Source organism: Bacillus sp. B2-WWTP-C-10-Post-4 (genome assembly GCF_009183805.1).
GTDB lineage: Bacteria > Bacillota > Bacilli > Bacillales > Bacillaceae_G > Bacillus_A > Bacillus_A cereus.
Window position 1 is genome coordinate 56,503 of sequence record NZ_WEII01000015.1, and the last position, 17,275, is coordinate 73,777.

Below are 17,275 nucleotides of genomic sequence, written 5' to 3' on the forward strand. Positions count from 1 at the left end.
AATGTTATCAAACCCCCTACAATCACCTTATACTCACTCTTACAAGTTGCTATTTTAGGAGGACTAATCATGACAACTAGCAATACGTACAAATTTTATTTAAACGGAGAATGGAGAGAAAGCTCTTCAGGAGAAACAATCGAAATTCCATCTCCATACTTACACGAAGTAATTGGACAAGTACAAGCAATTACTCGCGGAGAAGTGGATGAAGCAATTGCATCTGCAAAAGAAGCTCAAAAATCATGGGCTGAAGCTTCCCTACAAGATCGCGCAAAATACTTATATAAATGGGCTGATGAGCTCGTAAATATGCAGGATGAAATTGCCGATATCATTATGAAAGAAGTCGGTAAAGGATATAAAGATGCGAAGAAAGAAGTTGTTCGTACAGCTGACTTCATTCGTTACACGATCGAAGAAGCTTTACATATGCACGGAGAAAGCATGATGGGCGATAGCTTCCCGGGCGGTACAAAATCGAAACTTGCGATTATCCAACGCGCACCACTTGGTGTTGTATTAGCAATCGCACCATTTAACTACCCAGTAAACTTATCTGCTGCAAAACTTGCACCAGCATTAATTATGGGTAACGCTGTTATTTTCAAACCAGCAACTCAAGGTGCAATTAGTGGTATTAAAATGGTTGAAGCACTTCACAAAGCTGGCCTTCCAAAAGGTCTTGTAAACGTAGCTACAGGACGCGGTTCTGTAATTGGTGACTACTTAGTAGAGCACGAAGGCATCAATATGGTATCGTTCACAGGTGGTACAAACACAGGTAAACATTTAGCGAAAAAAGCTTCAATGATTCCACTTGTATTAGAACTTGGTGGTAAAGATCCTGGTATCGTTCGTGAAGATGCTGACTTACAAGATGCTGCAAACCATATCGTAAGCGGTGCATTCTCTTACTCTGGTCAACGTTGTACAGCTATTAAACGTGTACTTGTACACGAAAACGTAGCGGACGAGCTTGTTAGCTTATTAAAAGCGCAAGTAGCTGAACTATCAGTTGGATCTCCAGAACAAGACAGCACAATCGTTCCATTAATTGACGACAAGTCTGCTGACTTCGTTCAAGGTTTAGTTGACGACGCTGTAGAAAAAGGTGCTACAATCGTTATCGGTAACAAACGTGAGCGTAACTTAATTTACCCAACATTAATCGATCACGTAACAGAAGAGATGAAAGTTGCTTGGGAAGAGCCATTCGGCCCAATCCTTCCAATCATCCGTGTTTCTTCAGATGAACAAGCAATTGAAATTGCTAACAAATCAGAGTTCGGTCTGCAAGCAAGTGTCTTCACTAAAGACATTAACAAAGCATTTGCAATTGCTAACAAAATCGAAACTGGTTCTGTACAAATTAACGGACGCACAGAGCGCGGCCCTGACCACTTCCCATTCATCGGTGTAAAAGGTTCAGGTATGGGCGCACAAGGTATTCGTAAGAGCCTTGAGTCTATGACACGTGAAAAAGTAACTGTATTAAACTTAGTTTAATCTTATAAAAAGAAGCTGATTTATTTTTAAATCAGCTTCTTTTCTATATAAATACTTCCGAAAAACGGAGTATTTCATTCTACTTCCGATTTGGTTTTCCAAATCGAACTAAAACATGCCATAATAATTTTAATTCCTGAAGCACTTCTTCATAAGTGCCACGATCACTCCAAGATAATGGATTGCGTTTCAAATCCACTACAGCAGAGCCAATTATATTTGCATCGATGCAATGATTCCGTGCAATGCGTCTTGCTAAAGATGGCATTTTTGAACCTCTAAAATCCATCGGAACTTCGTCTACCATAAGTACAAAACCGATGTGCCAATACAAATCAATCGCATACTTCAGGCAAATTTCTTCTAAAACTCTTCCTACATCCGTACCCTTAAATGAAGGATCTGCAACAAGCACCTCTACGTCTTCTTTAAGAGAAATCTCTCCATGAATTTGCGCTTCGATATAATGATTAAGATTACGGGCTGGCTCTTTATCTGCGAAATCTATAAACGGTCTTTCCAGGTTATCCAGCAAATGATGAATGAGTCTTGTTGGAGTCAAATTCCCTTCACCAATTGCAAAATCTCTTACGAATGTCTCTTCCAAAAGAGCAGCTAAAATCATATCAAACTCCTCATAAGTCCCCTTTTCTTTCGGATCTTGATGCGAATCTAAATATGTATATGTAGAGCGCGAAGAAACTTTTGGAGATAAGAGAAAATAACATGAACCAAAACGCGGAGCCGGCCCATCTGGATGTAACATTAAATTTAGCGCTCCGTATTTTGGCCGTTGATCATTCGTTACGCCTTCTAATTGATATGCCCCTCCAAATATTCTCTTTTCCCAAAGGTCACGTTCACCACCAGGATAAGCAGATACGCTTCCATTAGATAGCAATGTTTCAAACTGACTTTTATATACTCCTTGCTCAAACAGTGCTTCAGCAACACTTTTCATATCCGAATCTAGTCTGTCTGGATGAAAGTGTAAAGCAATCCTTGCATGAGATTTTAAATTAGCGACAGCTTCTTCAAATATTTCATCTGTAATATTAGACATTTTAAGTATATGATTAATCGTTGCTTTAGCCCCACGTTTTTCGTTCTCTGCATATTTTGAAATATACTCTAAAGCAAATAATTGAGATTTTAATAATTCCATAATCCAATCTCCCCTTTAATTGAACTGCCCTTAAACACTTCAATTAAAAGCTTATTCTTTCCTTCTTATGAAACGAACCTCATTTATTAAAAAAGTAATTTACTAAATCTTAATTATGTATACACGCATTTTTCATAGGCAAATGTACACATTCTACAGAAATTTGATACCCTAGCCATCGCTCAGCGATATGTTCAAATGATAAAACAGATCCCGTTGTAAAAAAGCGATGCTTCGGATTCAGATTGTCAGACAAAATTCCTTTGTGCTGTAAAATGGTACTTAACTCTATCGCTGTTTCTTCTGCAGAACTAATAATCGTTACATCTTCTCCTAACTCACTTTTAATCACAAACTCTTCTCTATAATCTGATTATTACTATATCCATTGACGGATAAAAATTCATTTGTTACTCTTAAAGACGTTAATTTAATATTTAAATCCTCATTCGTATCTCGGTGAGGTAGAGGTTGCAATCATTAAGAGTATCATTTCAGGAGATGTAGTGGCATTGATGAAGGAATGAGAAAGGAATGTTTGCCGAAGTAAGTCGTGTCCACCATGCACGCTTGCTGGGTCTGCATTTAATAAGTGCAGAACTGTCACAAACGTTTCGTTTGTGGAGAGCTATCGAGAGGTATGTCGTGGGTTTCTTATAAGATAGAAAGCATGTAGCGGCAAATTACGTGCTTTTTTTGTTTTGTTTGGGACTTCTCTTCCTGACTCAGGAAGACATACATATCTCCTCGCTTGACTTGGTTATACTAACTTTGGAGGTATTTTCTATGCAACAAAAAAAATGGGGCTTTTGGGTACTAACAGCTTTCGTTGTCGGTAACATGGTTGGCGCTGGTATTTTCATGGTGCCAAGTACGTTGGCACAAACAGCAAGCCCACTCGGTGTCACTTTAGCTTGGTTAACTACAGGGTTTGGTGTTTTAATGCTAGCTCTTGTTTTCGGTAATTTAGCAATTCGTCGTCCTGATTTAACGACAGGACCACAAAGTCATGCATATGCTTTATTCTCAACACCAAAAAAGAAAAAAATGGCTGGATTCAGTATGGTATGGGGATATTGGGTTGCAAACTGGGCAAGTAACGTTGCCATCATTACATCATTTGCGGGATATTTATCACTCTTCTTCCCAATTATGAAAGATACGCGACTACTATTTTCAATCGGCTCGTTTAACGTAGAAGTCGGAAAACTAATTACATTTACGATTTGTTCCATCTTACTTTGGGGAACTCATATTATATTAACAAACGGTGTAAGCGGAGCTGGAAAACTAAACTTCTTAGCAACAACAACGAAAGTAACTGGATTCCTTTTATTCATCGTCGTTACGTTATTTGCATTCGAAGCTTCTAAGTTTGGACAATGGTACACACCGATGATTGATAAATCAGGTGCATCACATGGTCTTCTTTCACAAGTAAATTTAGCTGCTCTTACAACGCTTTGGGCGTTTATCGGAATTGAATCAGCCGTTCTTTTATCAAACCGTGCTGTTTCTCCAAAAACGGTAAAACGTGCAACAGTTGCGGGATTACTTATTACAGTTGCGATTTACTTAGGAATTACAATTTTAACAATGGGTGTACTTCACGTTGATAAATTACAAGCTTCTGAACGTCCATTAGCAGATGCACTAAATGCTGCAATGGGTCACGGCGGCGGGAAACTGATGGCATTACTTGCTCTTACTTCCCTGTTCGGTTCTATCTTAGGCTGGATTTTATTAAGCTCAGAAGTACCTTATCAAGCAGCAAAAGAAGGTTTCTTCCCTTCCTTCTTCACGAAAACAAATAAAAAAGGAAGTCCAATTTACTCATTACGATTAACAAACATTATGTCGCAAGTATTCCTATTCTCAACATTATCAGGAACCATTGCGGAAGCTTATACATTCGTTATTACCGTATCAACACTGGCCTACCTCATTCCATATCTCGTTTCACCAATCTTCCAGTTAAAACTAGTCGCAACTGGTGAAACATATAAAAATGAAATGCGGGCAAGAATTACAGATGGCATAGTCGCAGTTATCGCACTTTGCTACGCACTATGGGTTATTAAAACTGGCGCATCCGATATAAAAACGTTCCTTCTCGGAATTGGTTTATTCGTAATTGGATTTGCTTTCTATCCATTAATGAATCGTGATCAGAAAAAAAATAACGAAAAGAAAAACGGGCAAGTTGCATAACGCAATTTGCTCGTTTTTTCTTTTGTAAAACATATATAATAGAACAAAGAGGTGAAAAACATGTCAATCGAATCGCTATGGAGCAGTCGCTTCCAACAACATATTCAAAATATCATTACATACTTTGCACGTATGATTAACGGTTTACTATATAGCTTTATCTTTATTTCATGCGTTGGCGCATATTATTATGCTCAGTTTCTAAAAGCATCTCCTTCTAAAGGAATATCTTTAATAATTATAACGATTGTACTTACATTCCTTATAACGAGATGCCCTATCCGTACATTTATTCAAAAACCTGATGCTGTCTATTTACTAGCACTAGAAGAGAAATTAACATCTTATTTCAAAAAATCTCTTCTATACAATTACATCATTCAGCTTTTCCCATTGTTATTTACGTTCCTTATTCTCGTTCCACTTGCTATGCAATCATTACAATTAACTGTACCTTTTTTATGTACAATCTTTATCGTGTTAATGATTATGAAAGCCTGGAACATGTACATACATTGGATGTGGCGTGATAGTCACGAAAAAAATATATGGCTGATCATTCGTATTACTTGTAACGCCCTAATCATTTACATGCTGTTTTATTCCGCAAATGTTCTCATATTGGGCGGACTACTCTTACTATTTGCTTTCCTACTTCTATATACGAAAAAACAGCCTACAAAACGAATACCGTGGGACTACATAATCGAGCAAGAAGAAAAAATGAACGTTCGTTTTTATCAATTTGCTAGCATTTTCACAGATGTTCCGCAACTGAATAAACAAGTAAATAAAAGAAAATGGCTTACAAATTGGATTGAACCTTTATTACATAAAAAACAGGCAACTTTCTTCTATTTACATACACTCGCATTTTTACGTGGAAATGATTATTTCGGTATATATATTCGCTTAGGATTGATCGGTGCTTTCGCCTTATATTTCATACCAAATATATACGTAAAAGGTGCTATCACTTACATCGTTCTATATATGATCTCTATGCAGCTTCGTTCACTATGGAAATATTTTTCGAGAAATATTATTGTAGCATTATATCCAATCCATACTGAAGAAAGAATGAAACAATTTCTTAGCTTAATCTTTATATTGCTAAGTATTCAACTCATTGTATTTTCGAGTGTTATACTCATTGCTACAGGTCAATTTTTACATAGCCTTATCATTATGATTGTCGGGTTACTCTGGATCAAATTTATTATTGTACCAAAAACGAAGCAACGCGTTTCTTCGTTTTAACGAAAAGAAATATCTTAAACGCCAAGGAGAAAATAAATTATCCTTGGCTTTTTTATTTTGCTTCCTCAAACAAGAATCACTGAAACAACCGATATTTATGATTTTTACATACAAAAACGATAATACATGTTTACGACCTAATAAAAAGGGTATCTATTAATTAACAGAGTAAAGGAGGGGCCTATATTGTGAATAAAAAAACGGAACAATTGAAGCATCACGTTACTGACAATCAATGCAAACATGCTTTAACAACAAATCAAGGGGTAAAAATAGCTGAAGATGAATTTTCTTTAAAGATGGGCTTAAGAGGCCCAACCTTAATGGAGGATTTTCACTTTCGTGAGAAAATGACCCATTTTGATCACGAACGAATTCCCGAAAGGATTGTTCATGCACGCGGGGTTGGCGCTCATGGTTATTTTCAGCTTTATGAATCTTTAGAAACATATACGAAAGCAGATTTTCTTACTAATCCTTCAAAGAAAACACCTGTATTTGTACGGTTCTCAACCGTTCAAGGTTCTAAAGGATCCAACGACACAGTAAGAGATGTACGCGGATTCGCCACAAAATTTTATACAGATGAAGGAAACTATGATTTAGTGGGTAATAATATGCCAGTATTCTTTATCCAAGATGCTATTAAATTTCCTGATTTTGTCCATGCAGTTAAACCAGAACCACATAATGATATTCCTCAAGGAGCTAGCGCTCATGATACCTTTTGGGACTTTGTTGCGCATAATCCTGAGTCCACTCATATGGTCATGTGGCAAATGAGCGACCGAGCTATTCCGCGTAGTTTACGAATGATGGAAGGTTTTGGAGTTCACACATTTCGACTCATTAACGCAGAAGGAAAAGCCCATTTCGTAAAGTTTCACTGGAAACCTACCCTCGGGGTTCATTCATTAGTATGGGATGAAGCTCAAAAGATTGCCGGGAAAAATCCTGATTTTCATCGTCAAGATTTATACGAAGCAATTGAAAAAGGGGATTATCCTGAATGGGAGCTTGGATTACAGCTAATTCCAGAAGAAGATGAACATAAATTTGATTTTGATATTTTAGATCCAACGAAATTATGGCCAGAAGAAGAAGTTCCCGTAAAATTAGTTGGTAAAATGACACTGAACAAAAATGTTGATAACTTCTTTGCTGAAACAGAGCAGGTAGCTTTTCACCCTGGTCATGTCGTACCAGGTATTGATTTTTCAAATGACCCTCTTCTGCAAGGAAGATTATTCTCCTATACAGATACACAATTATCTCGTTTAGGGGGCCCTAATTTCCATCAAATTCCTATTAATCAGCCCGTATGTCCTTTTCATAATAATCAACGTGATGGTATGCATCAAATGCAGATTCATCGCGGTCAAACAAGCTATCATCCTAATGGATTAAATAACAATCAACCTGCAACCGTCCAAGCCGAACAAGGAGGATATGAACATTATCAAGAAAAGATTGATGGGCATAAAATTAGAGGTCGCAGTAAAAGCTTTCTTAACTTTTATTCTCAGGCTAAACTTTTCTACAATAGTATGAGCCCTATTGAAAAGCAGCACATAAAAGAAGCTTTTTGCTTTGAAGTTGGGAAGTGTAAATCAGACATGGTGAAGGCAAATGTAATTGCTCTTCTAAACCACGTCGATCGTCAATTAGCACAAGAAGTCGCTAACATTATTGGAGCTCCTTTACCTAAGGAAAATCACGAAGTAAATTCAGATGCAAAATCACCTGCACTAAGTATGTCCAATACTATTTTTAAATCTGATTCCAAAAATGTTGCAATTCTATTAAATGGTGACCCAAGCGTCTCACTTCTGTCCGAATGGATTCAAGCTTTTGTACAACACCGAATTAACTATAGCATCATAGATAATAAAATTTATCAGTTCAATGATTCCATTAAAGTAACTGATACTTATACAACAACAGACTCCTCCCTTTTTGATGCAGTATTAGTGTTTAGTAGTGAGTCTGTCATTCAACCCCCTGTTTTAGAATTTGCAGAAACTACTTTTAAACATTTTAAACCGATAGCTCATGTCCTTAGTAATCCTCATGCTTTGGACCATAGTAAGATTAAACTGGATGGAGCAGGAGTTTACAACTTAACAAATACTTCAATTGAATCATTTATAGAAGGCATTGCCCAAGGAAGATTCTGGAGCCGATAATATAATATAATATAAGGAGCGGATTAGAATGAGTAAAAAAATTGCTATTTTAATAACGGATTATTTCGAGGATACAGAATACACAGAGCCAGTAGAAGCTTTTAAACAAAAGGGATATGAATTCACAACTATTGAAATGGAAAAAGGGAAAACGGTACACGGTAAGCAAGGAAAAAGTGAAGTCGTGATTGATAAAAGTATTGATGATGTTTCTCCAGAGAACTTTGATGCCCTCTTCATACCGGGTGGATTTTCTCCAGATATACTTCGTGCCGATGAACGTTTTGTTCGCTTTAGTAAAGCATTTATGGATGCGGAAAAACCTGTTTTCGCTATTTGTCACGGACCTCAGCTACTCATCACTGCACAAACACTTGAAGGACGCGATGTAACTGGATATAAATCTATTGAAGTCGATTTAAAAAATGCCGGCGGGAACTTTCATGACAAAGAGGTTGTCGTATGTCAAAATCAGCTAGTAACAAGTAGACAGCCAGAGGACATCCCAGCGTTTATTGAAGAATCGTTGCGTATATTAGGATAACTACTTTGGTTAACTAACCTCCTTTTATTTACATGAAAATAATGAATCAGTGGGGTTTTATTCATCCCCCCACTGATTCATTAGCCCTCACCAACTGGTCGTTTACAGGAAATCCGACCACCACAAATAGCAAGATAAATAAAAAGAGGGGAATCCAAAAGTTCAGTTTTAATAATCTTTTGGATTCCCCTCTTTTCTCGCCCAAAAATTCCTTATCACTTTTCATAGGCATTTCTCATATAGTGAAAATGACTATATAATTCCTATCCATAAGTTAAATAATGATTTCGCACATATATAAATACAAAAGATGGGAGCCCTATTTATGAATAACAATCCACCTTCAACGCCCCAAGACAACTCCGAAAACAATAGCCGTGATATTACACTGCAAACATTAAGGGTCATCGGACTCGTCGTCCTTATTAGTGGTTATATCCTCGTTGCGCTCTCTGAAGTAGGTGAGCTGAAAGTCTTATTAACAAACCCAAATAGCAATCCTGATTTAGCTGAAGTTGATCCGTTTTAAAAGCCATATGAAAAGCGATTTCTAGCATCGCTTTTCATATCGTTTTATCCAATCTGAGAAACCTCCCCCTCATACTTCTCTCTCCCTATCGCCTTCATAAATAGTAAAATACTGCTCATACCAACGATAAAGTACAGAGCACTCATGCCCCAAGATGCAATAAATGAACCTAGCATAACACCTAATGCCCCGTTCATTTTTGCAACTTGAAAGACCATTCCGTTAATCGCCATATATGAACCTCTCGCCTCATTTGGCACCATATCTGCCATAATAGATTGACGCACTGGCACATACATCATCTCGCCTACCGTTTGGAAAAGCCCTGCAATTAATAAAATCCATAAGCTATTGCTCGTTCCGAGTATTGCAAATCCAATCGTGTAAATAAATAAGCCTACATATAAAATTTTCAAATCGTTGAAGCTTTTCAGCATTTTAATAAGAAGTGCTGAACATAACACAACTAAAATTGTATTCTCTGCAGAAATCCAGCTCAACATGCGAATCCCTGTTAAATCAAACGTAAAACCATTCCCGAATAAAAAGTGCACCGTTTCAAATTCCTTCTGCAAGCGAACACCTAAATAATTATTAATTTGAAACTCTAACGATAATGTACATATACTCGCTGCACAAAAAATTAAAAATGCTTTATCTTTCATCACGACTTTATAACTATCTGCCATATCTTTTAATACATTTTTCTTCTCCATCGTTTTTCGTGCTACATACACTTCTTCCATATACACAGCCATCACATATAAAGTCATAATGGCAACAAGCGTTAATACGATAAACAATTGTAATCTATAGTTTTCAAATAGTAATCCACCAAATATCGCTCCAATTGCAATGGATAAGTTAATAGCCCAGTAATTAATGCTGTACATCACTTTTCGATTTTCAGGTGTACTCACATCAATTAACATCGCCTCTGTCGCAGGATTCATAAGTCCAGACCCTAAACTATTCACTAACATAAACACAAATGTTAGCCATGGTGAGTCAACGTAATCCGAATTCGCAACTCCCATACAAGCAATGGAAATGACTTGTATACTTTGACCGATAATCATAACCTTTTTACGCCCAAGCCGGTCTCCAACATATCCACCGTATAAACCAATTACTAATGAAGCTATGACATTAATAAGTAGTAACGCACCAGCAATCGCACTACCTAACTTTACGGAAAAATAAATCGCCATAAATGGAAAAATCATCGTAGACACAGTACGTGTTAAAAACGATGTTATAATTCTAATTTTTATATTTCGATGCATACTCCAAAATCCCATTGTTTCCCCTCCTTATGCTTACTTATTTTACTTTGAAAAAAAGGAAGAAAAAGGTTAGAATATTCTAAAGAGTTTCCCCTTTTATGATAGAAGGAAGTGTATATATGAAAATTATGGACTATTACATTAGACTAAGACTACATGCACAAGATCAACAACATATGCGAAATAGCTTACAAGAATTAGCGGATGTTTTATATTGCAGTACGAAAAACGTAAAGATTTTATTAAAGAAAATGAGCGAGGAGCAATTAATTAGCTGGACTCCAGGGCGAGGCCGCGGAAATAAAACGGAAATTCTATTTATACATAATTTCGTAGAAGCGATTGAGTCCTATACAGATGAACTGTTAGCCCAAGAAAAATTAAAAGATATCTTTCTTCTTTTAAAAGAACCCCTCCCCCTCGCACTTCAAAAAAAGATAGAAAATAAACTACATCATCATTTTGGATACGAACCCTCAAATGATATGTACGACGTATTAAAGATTCCTATATCGAGAAAGATATTCCCATTAGATCCAGCTTTTGTGGCTGTAACTACAGAGAGTCATCTTACGAGTCAAATTTTTGATACGTTAGTTGTCTATAACGATGTTACTGAAAAAATGGAGCCTCACATTGCGCATACATGGGAATTAAGTGAAGATGGACTTACGTGGACCTTTTATTTACGAAAAGATATATATTTTCACAATGAATCAATTTTAACTTCTAAAGATGTACAGTTTTCATTTGAAAGACTAAAGCAAGTTCAATCCCCTTTCGAATGGTTAACAGAAGAAATTGTTCAAATTGAAACACCATCACCACTGCAAATTCGATTCCATTTAGCAAAACCAAATTTATTTTTCTTACACTATGTAAGTTCAATGCAGCTCGCAATTTTACCGCGTGATACGAGTATTCAAAATCATCATTATATAGGTACTGGACCTTTCAAACTTGCTCATTACTCTGAAGATAATATCGTACTCGAAGCGTTCACCCATTATTTTAAAGAGCGCGCATTATTAGACCGTATTGAATTTTGGGGTATTCCTGACCATGTGCAAATAGATGCTGATTATGAACTACCAAACGAAGAGGAAAATGAAAGGCATGATATACAAATAGAAGAAATAGGTTGTATTTATGCTAGCTTCAACTTTACAAAACCTGGTCCTCATCACGACATTTACTTTCGAAAAGCTTGGAGAGAACTATATGATGTTGAAATGATACTTCGTAACATAGAGGGTAGACGGACAATTGCTGCATCAAGCTTTTTCCCTGATAGAAGCCGCCTTGCAACAAGAAGATCCTACTCTTTAGAAAAGGCAAAAGAGTATTTGAAAAAGAGTACATATAATGGAGAAACGATACATATTTACTTCTTCGCATTTAAAGATAGTGCAAATGATGCATATTTCTTAAAAGAACGATGTGCAAGTTTAGGTATACAAGTAGAGCTTCACCCATTTCCCGTTTCAGATTATATGAATCGCTCTATTGATAAACATGCTGATATTATTTTCATGGGAGAAGTCTTTGCTGCCAATCATGAAATTGCATTCTTAAATGTATTTAAAAATAAAAGTTGCTTCGTAAATCGGTTCATGGACCCGCACTACGAAAAACAAATTAACTGTTTACTAGATACATTTTTACTAGAAAAAAATAAAGAAAAGCGTTATGAACTCATGTATGAGATTGAAGAGTTTTTACAAGCAGAACACATCATTTTATTTAACTATCACGTTTTAAAAAGAAAAACATACCCTTCTTCTTTAAAAAACGTAACAATTGATTCATTCGGTTGGGCAAATTTTGCGAAGTTATGGATACAGCCATCCATGTCTTAAAATGTGAGTCATTATAAAAGGAGAAGGTACTACATCCTTAGCAGTACCTTCTTCACATACTATTATTTAATTACTCCATCTAAGTGATCTTTCAAGTTCACTAAAAACTTCTCTATATCCGGATTCTTCACCACATCATAACAAGCAAAACTCTTTAACGGACTCATACCGAGAAACTTTTGCACGCGATGTAAATGACTAAGCGCTGATTCTAAACTTTCTCCTTCAAAGAACTTTGTCTTATCTCCAAATGCTTTTTCAGGTGCATTCCAAGTTGTAGAGAACATATACTCTTTCTCTTTTAATAAACCACCTGTTCCATATTCATCTGCACCTTTAAAGAACAAACCGTATTCATATACTTCATCCATATACGTTTTAAATAAGCCTGGAACACTAAACCAGTAAATTGGTGTTTGATAAATCACAACATCAGCCCATAAAAACTTATCTTGTTCTTCTTTAATATTGTAACCATCTTGAATCGTTGTTGTTTTCACATGATGATTCTCGCCTAATACAGTAACCATATAATCTACTAACGTTTTATTTAATCGTCCTTCCTTTGTACCGTATTTTTCATGTCCATTTATAATAAATATATTTTTCATCGTTTTTCTCTCCCCTATATGATCTACTCTTCAGCTATTAAGCCGAGTTGCTGCTGTAGTGTAAGATTATCTTCTAAATGCCAATCGTCTGTTATCTTTCCGTCTTTCACATGTAAAATATCAATTGCAAAAAAATTAATTTTCTTACCATTATGCGTTCCTGTAAAAGAAAGACGGGCCGTTACTTTATCACCAACAACTAATAAGTCTTCAATCTCGCAATGTATATCAGGCACAACTTTACGAAAATTTTGCGCTGCAAACTTTAATCCTTCAATGCCTTGTGGTCGCCCTTTCGGCAATGTATTATCGAAGAAATCTTTAGTAACAGTCTGCGGAATAAGTTCCTCCTTACCTGTATCCCAAAATGCATAAAAACGCTGCGCCGCATGAACCATTTCTGTCGCTTCTTTTTTACTTAGTGAGGGATCAATTGTCATTGCTTTTGGCTTTGGCATTTCTTTTAATAACTGAACTTCAGTTTTTTGTTCCACACCACATGCTACAAGCACAATACAAATAACAAACAAACTAAGAAATCCAAGTAACTTTTTTAACCCCATGGAAATCACCACCTCCTTATATAAATCCTTTTTGTTTCGTATTGCTATTGTATATGCACTAACTTCCTTTATGGAAGTAGTGATATTTTTTTCATATAGTTACCAAAAGTATAGTTTTGTGATACTATAAAGCAAATTCATCCAAAAAAATTTTATGGAGGCTAGTTCCATGAACGATATAAATCCAGTTGAATTAACGAAAGGTTTACCGGGCATACCTTGTCCTATCGCTAAAACGCTTGATGTAATTAGTACAAAATGGACATTTTTAATCATTCGTGATCTTCTTATCGAAGGAACATTACGCTTTAGTGATTTACAAAAATCAATGGATGGGATTAGTCCAAAAACATTATCGCTTCGACTAAAGGAATTAGAATCTCAAGGCATTATAACGAGAAAAGTATATCCAGAAGTTCCGCCTCGTGTAGAGTACACATTAACGTATAAAGGAAAGCAATTAGAGGGGATTTTTATTGAATTAAAACGGTTTGGGTTAAGCTTATAAAATGAAACTTTAATCAGGATAAAACAAAAACCCCTTACCGTCGTAAGGGGTTTTATTACTTCGCAAAACTTTCAGCCAACTGTTTCTCTCTCCACATAAATGTAATAGCGAGACCAACTATTAAAACAACGCCTGAAAATGCATATGGATAATGAATATTCATATCAAATAATATTCCGCCCATCGCTGGTCCTGCGATATTTCCTAAACTCGTATAAGTCGAGTTCATTCCAGCAACGAATCCTTGCTCTTTTCCGGCTGCTTTTGATAAAAATGTCGTTAAAGCTGGACGAAGTAAATCAAATGCTAAGAAAATGAAGCAAGTAACGAGAAGTACAATCCAATAATTAAAGACTACAGTTGAGACGAATGCTAATACTGCACCTACAATTAAACATATTTGAATTAACACTTTCTCACCGAACATTTCTACCAATTTGCCAAACATAAATACTTGCACAACTACCCCAAAGATTGAACTAATTGTAATAATTGCTGCGATATCTTTCGGCGAGAAGCCAAATTTATGATCAGAGAACAAGCTAAACACTGTTTCATACGCTGATAATCCGAATGCGAGTACAAATACGATAATAAATGCAATTGCATACATTGGATGTAATGATTTCTTTAAATCACCAATAAAACTTGATTCCTTCGTATTAGAAGAAATCTCTGCAAGTTCTTCTTTCGTTAACGGTTCTTTTAAAATAAAGATCGAAATCACACATGCTATAAAAGCAATTACTGCTGCAACGAAAAACGGCACACGTATACCGTATTCTGCAATAAATCCGCCGATTCCAGGACCTATAATGAATCCAGTACTAATAGCCGCAGATAAGTATCCCATCGCCTTTGGACGTTCCTGAATAGATGTAATATCCGCAACATATGCCGTAACACCAGGCATAATAAAAGCAGCACTAATTCCGCCTAATACCCTTGCTACATAAAGCATCCATACATCTTTTCCTAATCCAAAAAGAAGCTCTGAAACACCAAAAATAAATAATCCAATGATTATCATTTTCTTTCTACCGTAAAGATCAACCCACCGGCCTGTAATAGGTGAAGTAATGAGCTGTGCCATTGCAAACACTGCAACGAGATATCCCATCGTCTTCCCTGTTAAATGCATATCATTCATAAAGGACGGCATAACCGGAATGATTAATCCAATCCCTAGAAAAGCGATAAATATATTACTCAAAAGAATGACCAATACCATCTTTTGTTCTTTTATCGGTTTCTTCACTTTTTAACACCTCTTCCCGTAAGTTCCTCTCAAAAAATAATGCCCAAGAAGCTTTTTCTTTATCCTTCTATTTGTGGGCTGGTCATGAGTAGAGATGCCCCCTACTCGTTAGAATTTCACACTATCCTTCCACACATACATACGCATCAGGTGAATGACTATCATTCAGTTTTCCTCAAAAATGAACCTACCTTTTCAGACAGGTTCATCTCACTATTTCTTTATATGTAGTGCATGTGTTAAAAAATCTAGTACTTCTGCCTTTTGCAAATCGACTTGCTCATCATCTTTATGATCATATAAATACACTTGTTCCGCTGCTGATTCAACTAGAGCGATAAATAACTTCGCTGTTCGCTCTGCGTGAACCGAATCACGAATTTCACCGGCTTCTTTTGCCTCATTTAAAAATTCACTTAGCCACATATAAAGAGGCTCATACACAGCTTCCCACTCTTTTATATGTTCTGTAGATGCAAGACCAGCATACATTAAAGCTTGTATTTCACGATATTCAGCTATAAAGTGAAACACCGCATCTATTACTTGCGTCACTTTACTTGAGAAAGGCGCATCGTTTTGCACTTCTTCTTTCACTGCAAGTATCATCTTTTCAACCATCACTTCTGCTATTGCAGGCATAACAGATAACTTAGAAGGAAAATATAAATAGAAAGTTCCTTGCGCAATGCCAGCTAATTTCACGATATCAGAAATCTTCGTTTTTTCGACGCCCTTTTCCTGAAACACTTCAATAGCTGCATAGACAATTTTCTCTTTTTTATTCATCATCTAAACCCTTTCACACGCATATTGAATGACTGTCACTCATTTTATAAGATAATCGATTGTACTGTCAATGATAGTGAACTCTAAGAGGAAATCATTTTTTTATAATAAAATCTCCTAATAAACAATTAGGAGATAAAAATACAATATATCTTTAAGAAAGTGCCTTTAATCCTGTCACTCCACATACAATAAGAAACACACTAATGATACGCGCTTTACTTTTCGACTCACCAAACAAGAACATGTTTAACAAAACTGCACCTGCTGTTCCGATACCAATCCAAACCGCATACGCGACACTTACTTGTAAAAATAAGAAGGAAGTATACAAAAATGCGAAGGATGTAGCAAACCCACCTATATAAATCGCACCATTGGCTAATGTCTTATCTTTACTATACATTTTAAGTCCTATCACACCGACTATTTCACTAATTGCAGCACAAAATACGAAAAACCAACCCATTTTTAAGCAACTCCTTCCACAGTTTCTTCTTTATTGTCAGCTAACTTTAAACCGATAACGCCGGCTACTACCATAAGAATGAAGAATAGTTTGCCTGCGCTGAAACTTCCACCGAAAAGAAATACATCCATTAAGAAAGTACCTACCGTACCAGCTCCAGCGAAAATAGCATATACAGTTCCTGTTGCAAGATGTTCACACGCTTTAGAAAGGAAGTGAAAATCAACAGCGATAACTCCTAAAATAATAATCCAATGCCACCAAGTATTAGCCGTATTAAAACCAAACACCCAAAAAATTTCAAAGATACATGTTAATATGACATATAACCAAGCTCTATTTTTCATACCTCTCACCTCTTATGACTGACTATCAGTCATTTTTATTTTAAAAAAATATACTCTTTCATCAATACTATATAAAAACAACTATCATCCTCATTTACCATTGTATTTGTTCCATTTCTAAGCTAACTGCATCCTGTCACACAAAAATGACTGAATGTCATTCATATATATTGTACATGAA

The 17,275-nt window shown here is 36.1% G+C and carries 17 protein-coding genes, 1 pseudogene and 1 riboswitch; of the genes and pseudogenes, 8 read left to right on the forward strand and 10 right to left on the reverse strand.

Annotated elements, in window-relative coordinates:
* Positions 1 to 69 precede the first annotated feature (69 nt).
* Positions 70 to 1,509 (forward strand): NADP-dependent glyceraldehyde-3-phosphate dehydrogenase, encoded by a 1,440-nt coding sequence (gene gapN, locus GBN78_RS09645; protein ID WP_000213634.1) that lies wholly within the window; start codon positions 70 to 72, stop codon positions 1,507 to 1,509.
* Between the two features lie 79 nt (positions 1,510 to 1,588).
* Here gapN and GBN78_RS09650 read toward each other — a convergent pair whose 3' ends face one another.
* Positions 1,589 to 2,674 (reverse strand): DUF3626 domain-containing protein, encoded by a 1,086-nt coding sequence (locus GBN78_RS09650; protein ID WP_070183558.1) that lies wholly within the window; start codon positions 2,672 to 2,674, stop codon positions 1,589 to 1,591.
* A gap of 109 nt (positions 2,675 to 2,783) precedes the next feature.
* Positions 2,784 to 3,032, reverse strand: a pseudogene (locus tag GBN78_RS09655) (glutamate racemase); the annotation flags it as partial.
* Positions 3,033 to 3,131: 99 nt separating this feature from the next.
* Positions 3,132 to 3,313: riboswitch (Lysine riboswitch) on the forward strand.
* Positions 3,314 to 3,460: 147 nt separating this feature from the next.
* On the opposite strand from GBN78_RS09655, the gene GBN78_RS09660 reads away from it, so the two are divergent.
* The 4 genes from GBN78_RS09660 to GBN78_RS09675 all read left to right on the forward strand — a co-directional run bounded on the left by GBN78_RS09660 (position 3,461) and on the right by GBN78_RS09675 (position 8,875).
* Positions 3,461 to 4,885 carry an amino acid permease gene (locus GBN78_RS09660; protein WP_001186301.1) on the forward strand — a complete coding sequence of 475 codons (1,425 nt, stop codon included), beginning with the start codon at positions 3,461 to 3,463 and terminating at the stop codon, positions 4,883 to 4,885.
* A 60-nt stretch (positions 4,886 to 4,945) separates the two neighbouring features.
* Positions 4,946 to 6,145 carry an ABC transporter permease gene (locus GBN78_RS09665; protein ID WP_152127315.1) on the forward strand — a complete coding sequence of 400 codons (1,200 nt, stop codon included), beginning with the start codon at positions 4,946 to 4,948 and terminating at the stop codon, positions 6,143 to 6,145.
* A gap of 188 nt (positions 6,146 to 6,333) precedes the next feature.
* Positions 6,334 to 8,331, forward strand: a complete 1,998-nt coding sequence (locus tag GBN78_RS09670; protein ID WP_001036536.1) for a catalase — start codon at positions 6,334 to 6,336, stop codon at positions 8,329 to 8,331.
* A gap of 28 nt (positions 8,332 to 8,359) precedes the next feature.
* Entirely contained in the window at positions 8,360 to 8,875 is a 516-nt protein-coding gene (locus tag GBN78_RS09675; RefSeq protein ID WP_000037532.1) for a type 1 glutamine amidotransferase domain-containing protein, read from the forward strand.
* 61 nt (positions 8,876 to 8,936) lie between these two features.
* On the opposite strand, the gene GBN78_RS30145 is transcribed toward GBN78_RS09675, so the two are convergent.
* The gene (locus tag GBN78_RS30145; RefSeq protein WP_163115714.1) at positions 8,937 to 9,101 is read right to left on the reverse strand and encodes a hypothetical protein; all 165 of its coding nucleotides are present in this window, start codon (positions 9,099 to 9,101) and stop codon (positions 8,937 to 8,939) included.
* Between the two features lie 99 nt (positions 9,102 to 9,200).
* Between GBN78_RS30145 and GBN78_RS09680 the strand changes: the two genes are divergently transcribed.
* Positions 9,201 to 9,404: a hypothetical protein gene (locus tag GBN78_RS09680; RefSeq protein WP_001063872.1), complete on the forward strand. Its 204-nt coding sequence runs from the start codon at positions 9,201 to 9,203 to the stop codon at positions 9,402 to 9,404.
* Positions 9,405 to 9,448: 44 nt separating this feature from the next.
* Here the strand turns inward: GBN78_RS09680 and GBN78_RS09685 are convergent, their stop codons facing one another.
* Positions 9,449 to 10,705: an MDR family MFS transporter gene (locus GBN78_RS09685; RefSeq protein ID WP_030023466.1), complete on the reverse strand. Its 1,257-nt coding sequence runs from the start codon at positions 10,703 to 10,705 to the stop codon at positions 9,449 to 9,451.
* Positions 10,706 to 10,788: 83 nt separating this feature from the next.
* On the opposite strand from GBN78_RS09685, the gene GBN78_RS09690 reads away from it, so the two are divergent.
* Positions 10,789 to 12,549 carry an SgrR family transcriptional regulator gene (locus tag GBN78_RS09690; protein WP_119781148.1) on the forward strand — a complete coding sequence of 587 codons (1,761 nt, stop codon included), beginning with the start codon at positions 10,789 to 10,791 and terminating at the stop codon, positions 12,547 to 12,549.
* A 62-nt stretch (positions 12,550 to 12,611) separates the two neighbouring features.
* Here GBN78_RS09690 and GBN78_RS09695 read toward each other — a convergent pair whose 3' ends face one another.
* A complete protein-coding gene (locus tag GBN78_RS09695) occupies positions 12,612 to 13,160 on the reverse strand; it encodes an NAD(P)H-dependent oxidoreductase (RefSeq protein ID WP_000789179.1) in 549 nt (182 codons plus the stop codon).
* A 23-nt stretch (positions 13,161 to 13,183) separates the two neighbouring features.
* Entirely contained in the window at positions 13,184 to 13,723 is a 540-nt protein-coding gene (locus tag GBN78_RS09700) for an ester cyclase (RefSeq protein WP_000523324.1), read from the reverse strand.
* Between the two features lie 169 nt (positions 13,724 to 13,892).
* Here GBN78_RS09700 and GBN78_RS09705 point away from each other — a divergent pair, with 169 nt between their 5' ends.
* Positions 13,893 to 14,231 carry a winged helix-turn-helix transcriptional regulator gene (locus tag GBN78_RS09705; protein WP_070183555.1) on the forward strand — a complete coding sequence of 113 codons (339 nt, stop codon included), beginning with the start codon at positions 13,893 to 13,895 and terminating at the stop codon, positions 14,229 to 14,231.
* A 55-nt stretch (positions 14,232 to 14,286) separates the two neighbouring features.
* Here GBN78_RS09705 and GBN78_RS09710 read toward each other — a convergent pair whose 3' ends face one another.
* From GBN78_RS09710 to GBN78_RS09725, 4 genes are all read right to left on the reverse strand, one after another.
* A complete protein-coding gene (locus GBN78_RS09710; protein WP_000742958.1) occupies positions 14,287 to 15,489 on the reverse strand; it encodes an MFS transporter in 1,203 nt (400 codons plus the stop codon).
* A 213-nt stretch (positions 15,490 to 15,702) separates the two neighbouring features.
* Entirely contained in the window at positions 15,703 to 16,281 is a 579-nt protein-coding gene (locus GBN78_RS09715; RefSeq protein ID WP_002004485.1) for a TetR/AcrR family transcriptional regulator, read from the reverse strand.
* Between the two features lie 151 nt (positions 16,282 to 16,432).
* On the reverse strand, positions 16,433 to 16,747 hold the full coding sequence (locus GBN78_RS09720; protein ID WP_000539671.1) for a DMT family transporter: 315 nt from the start codon (positions 16,745 to 16,747) through the stop codon (positions 16,433 to 16,435).
* 2 nt (positions 16,748 to 16,749) lie between these two features.
* Positions 16,750 to 17,094 carry a DMT family transporter gene (locus GBN78_RS09725; protein WP_000796019.1) on the reverse strand — a complete coding sequence of 115 codons (345 nt, stop codon included), beginning with the start codon at positions 17,092 to 17,094 and terminating at the stop codon, positions 16,750 to 16,752.
* Positions 17,095 to 17,275: the final 181 nt, after the last annotated feature.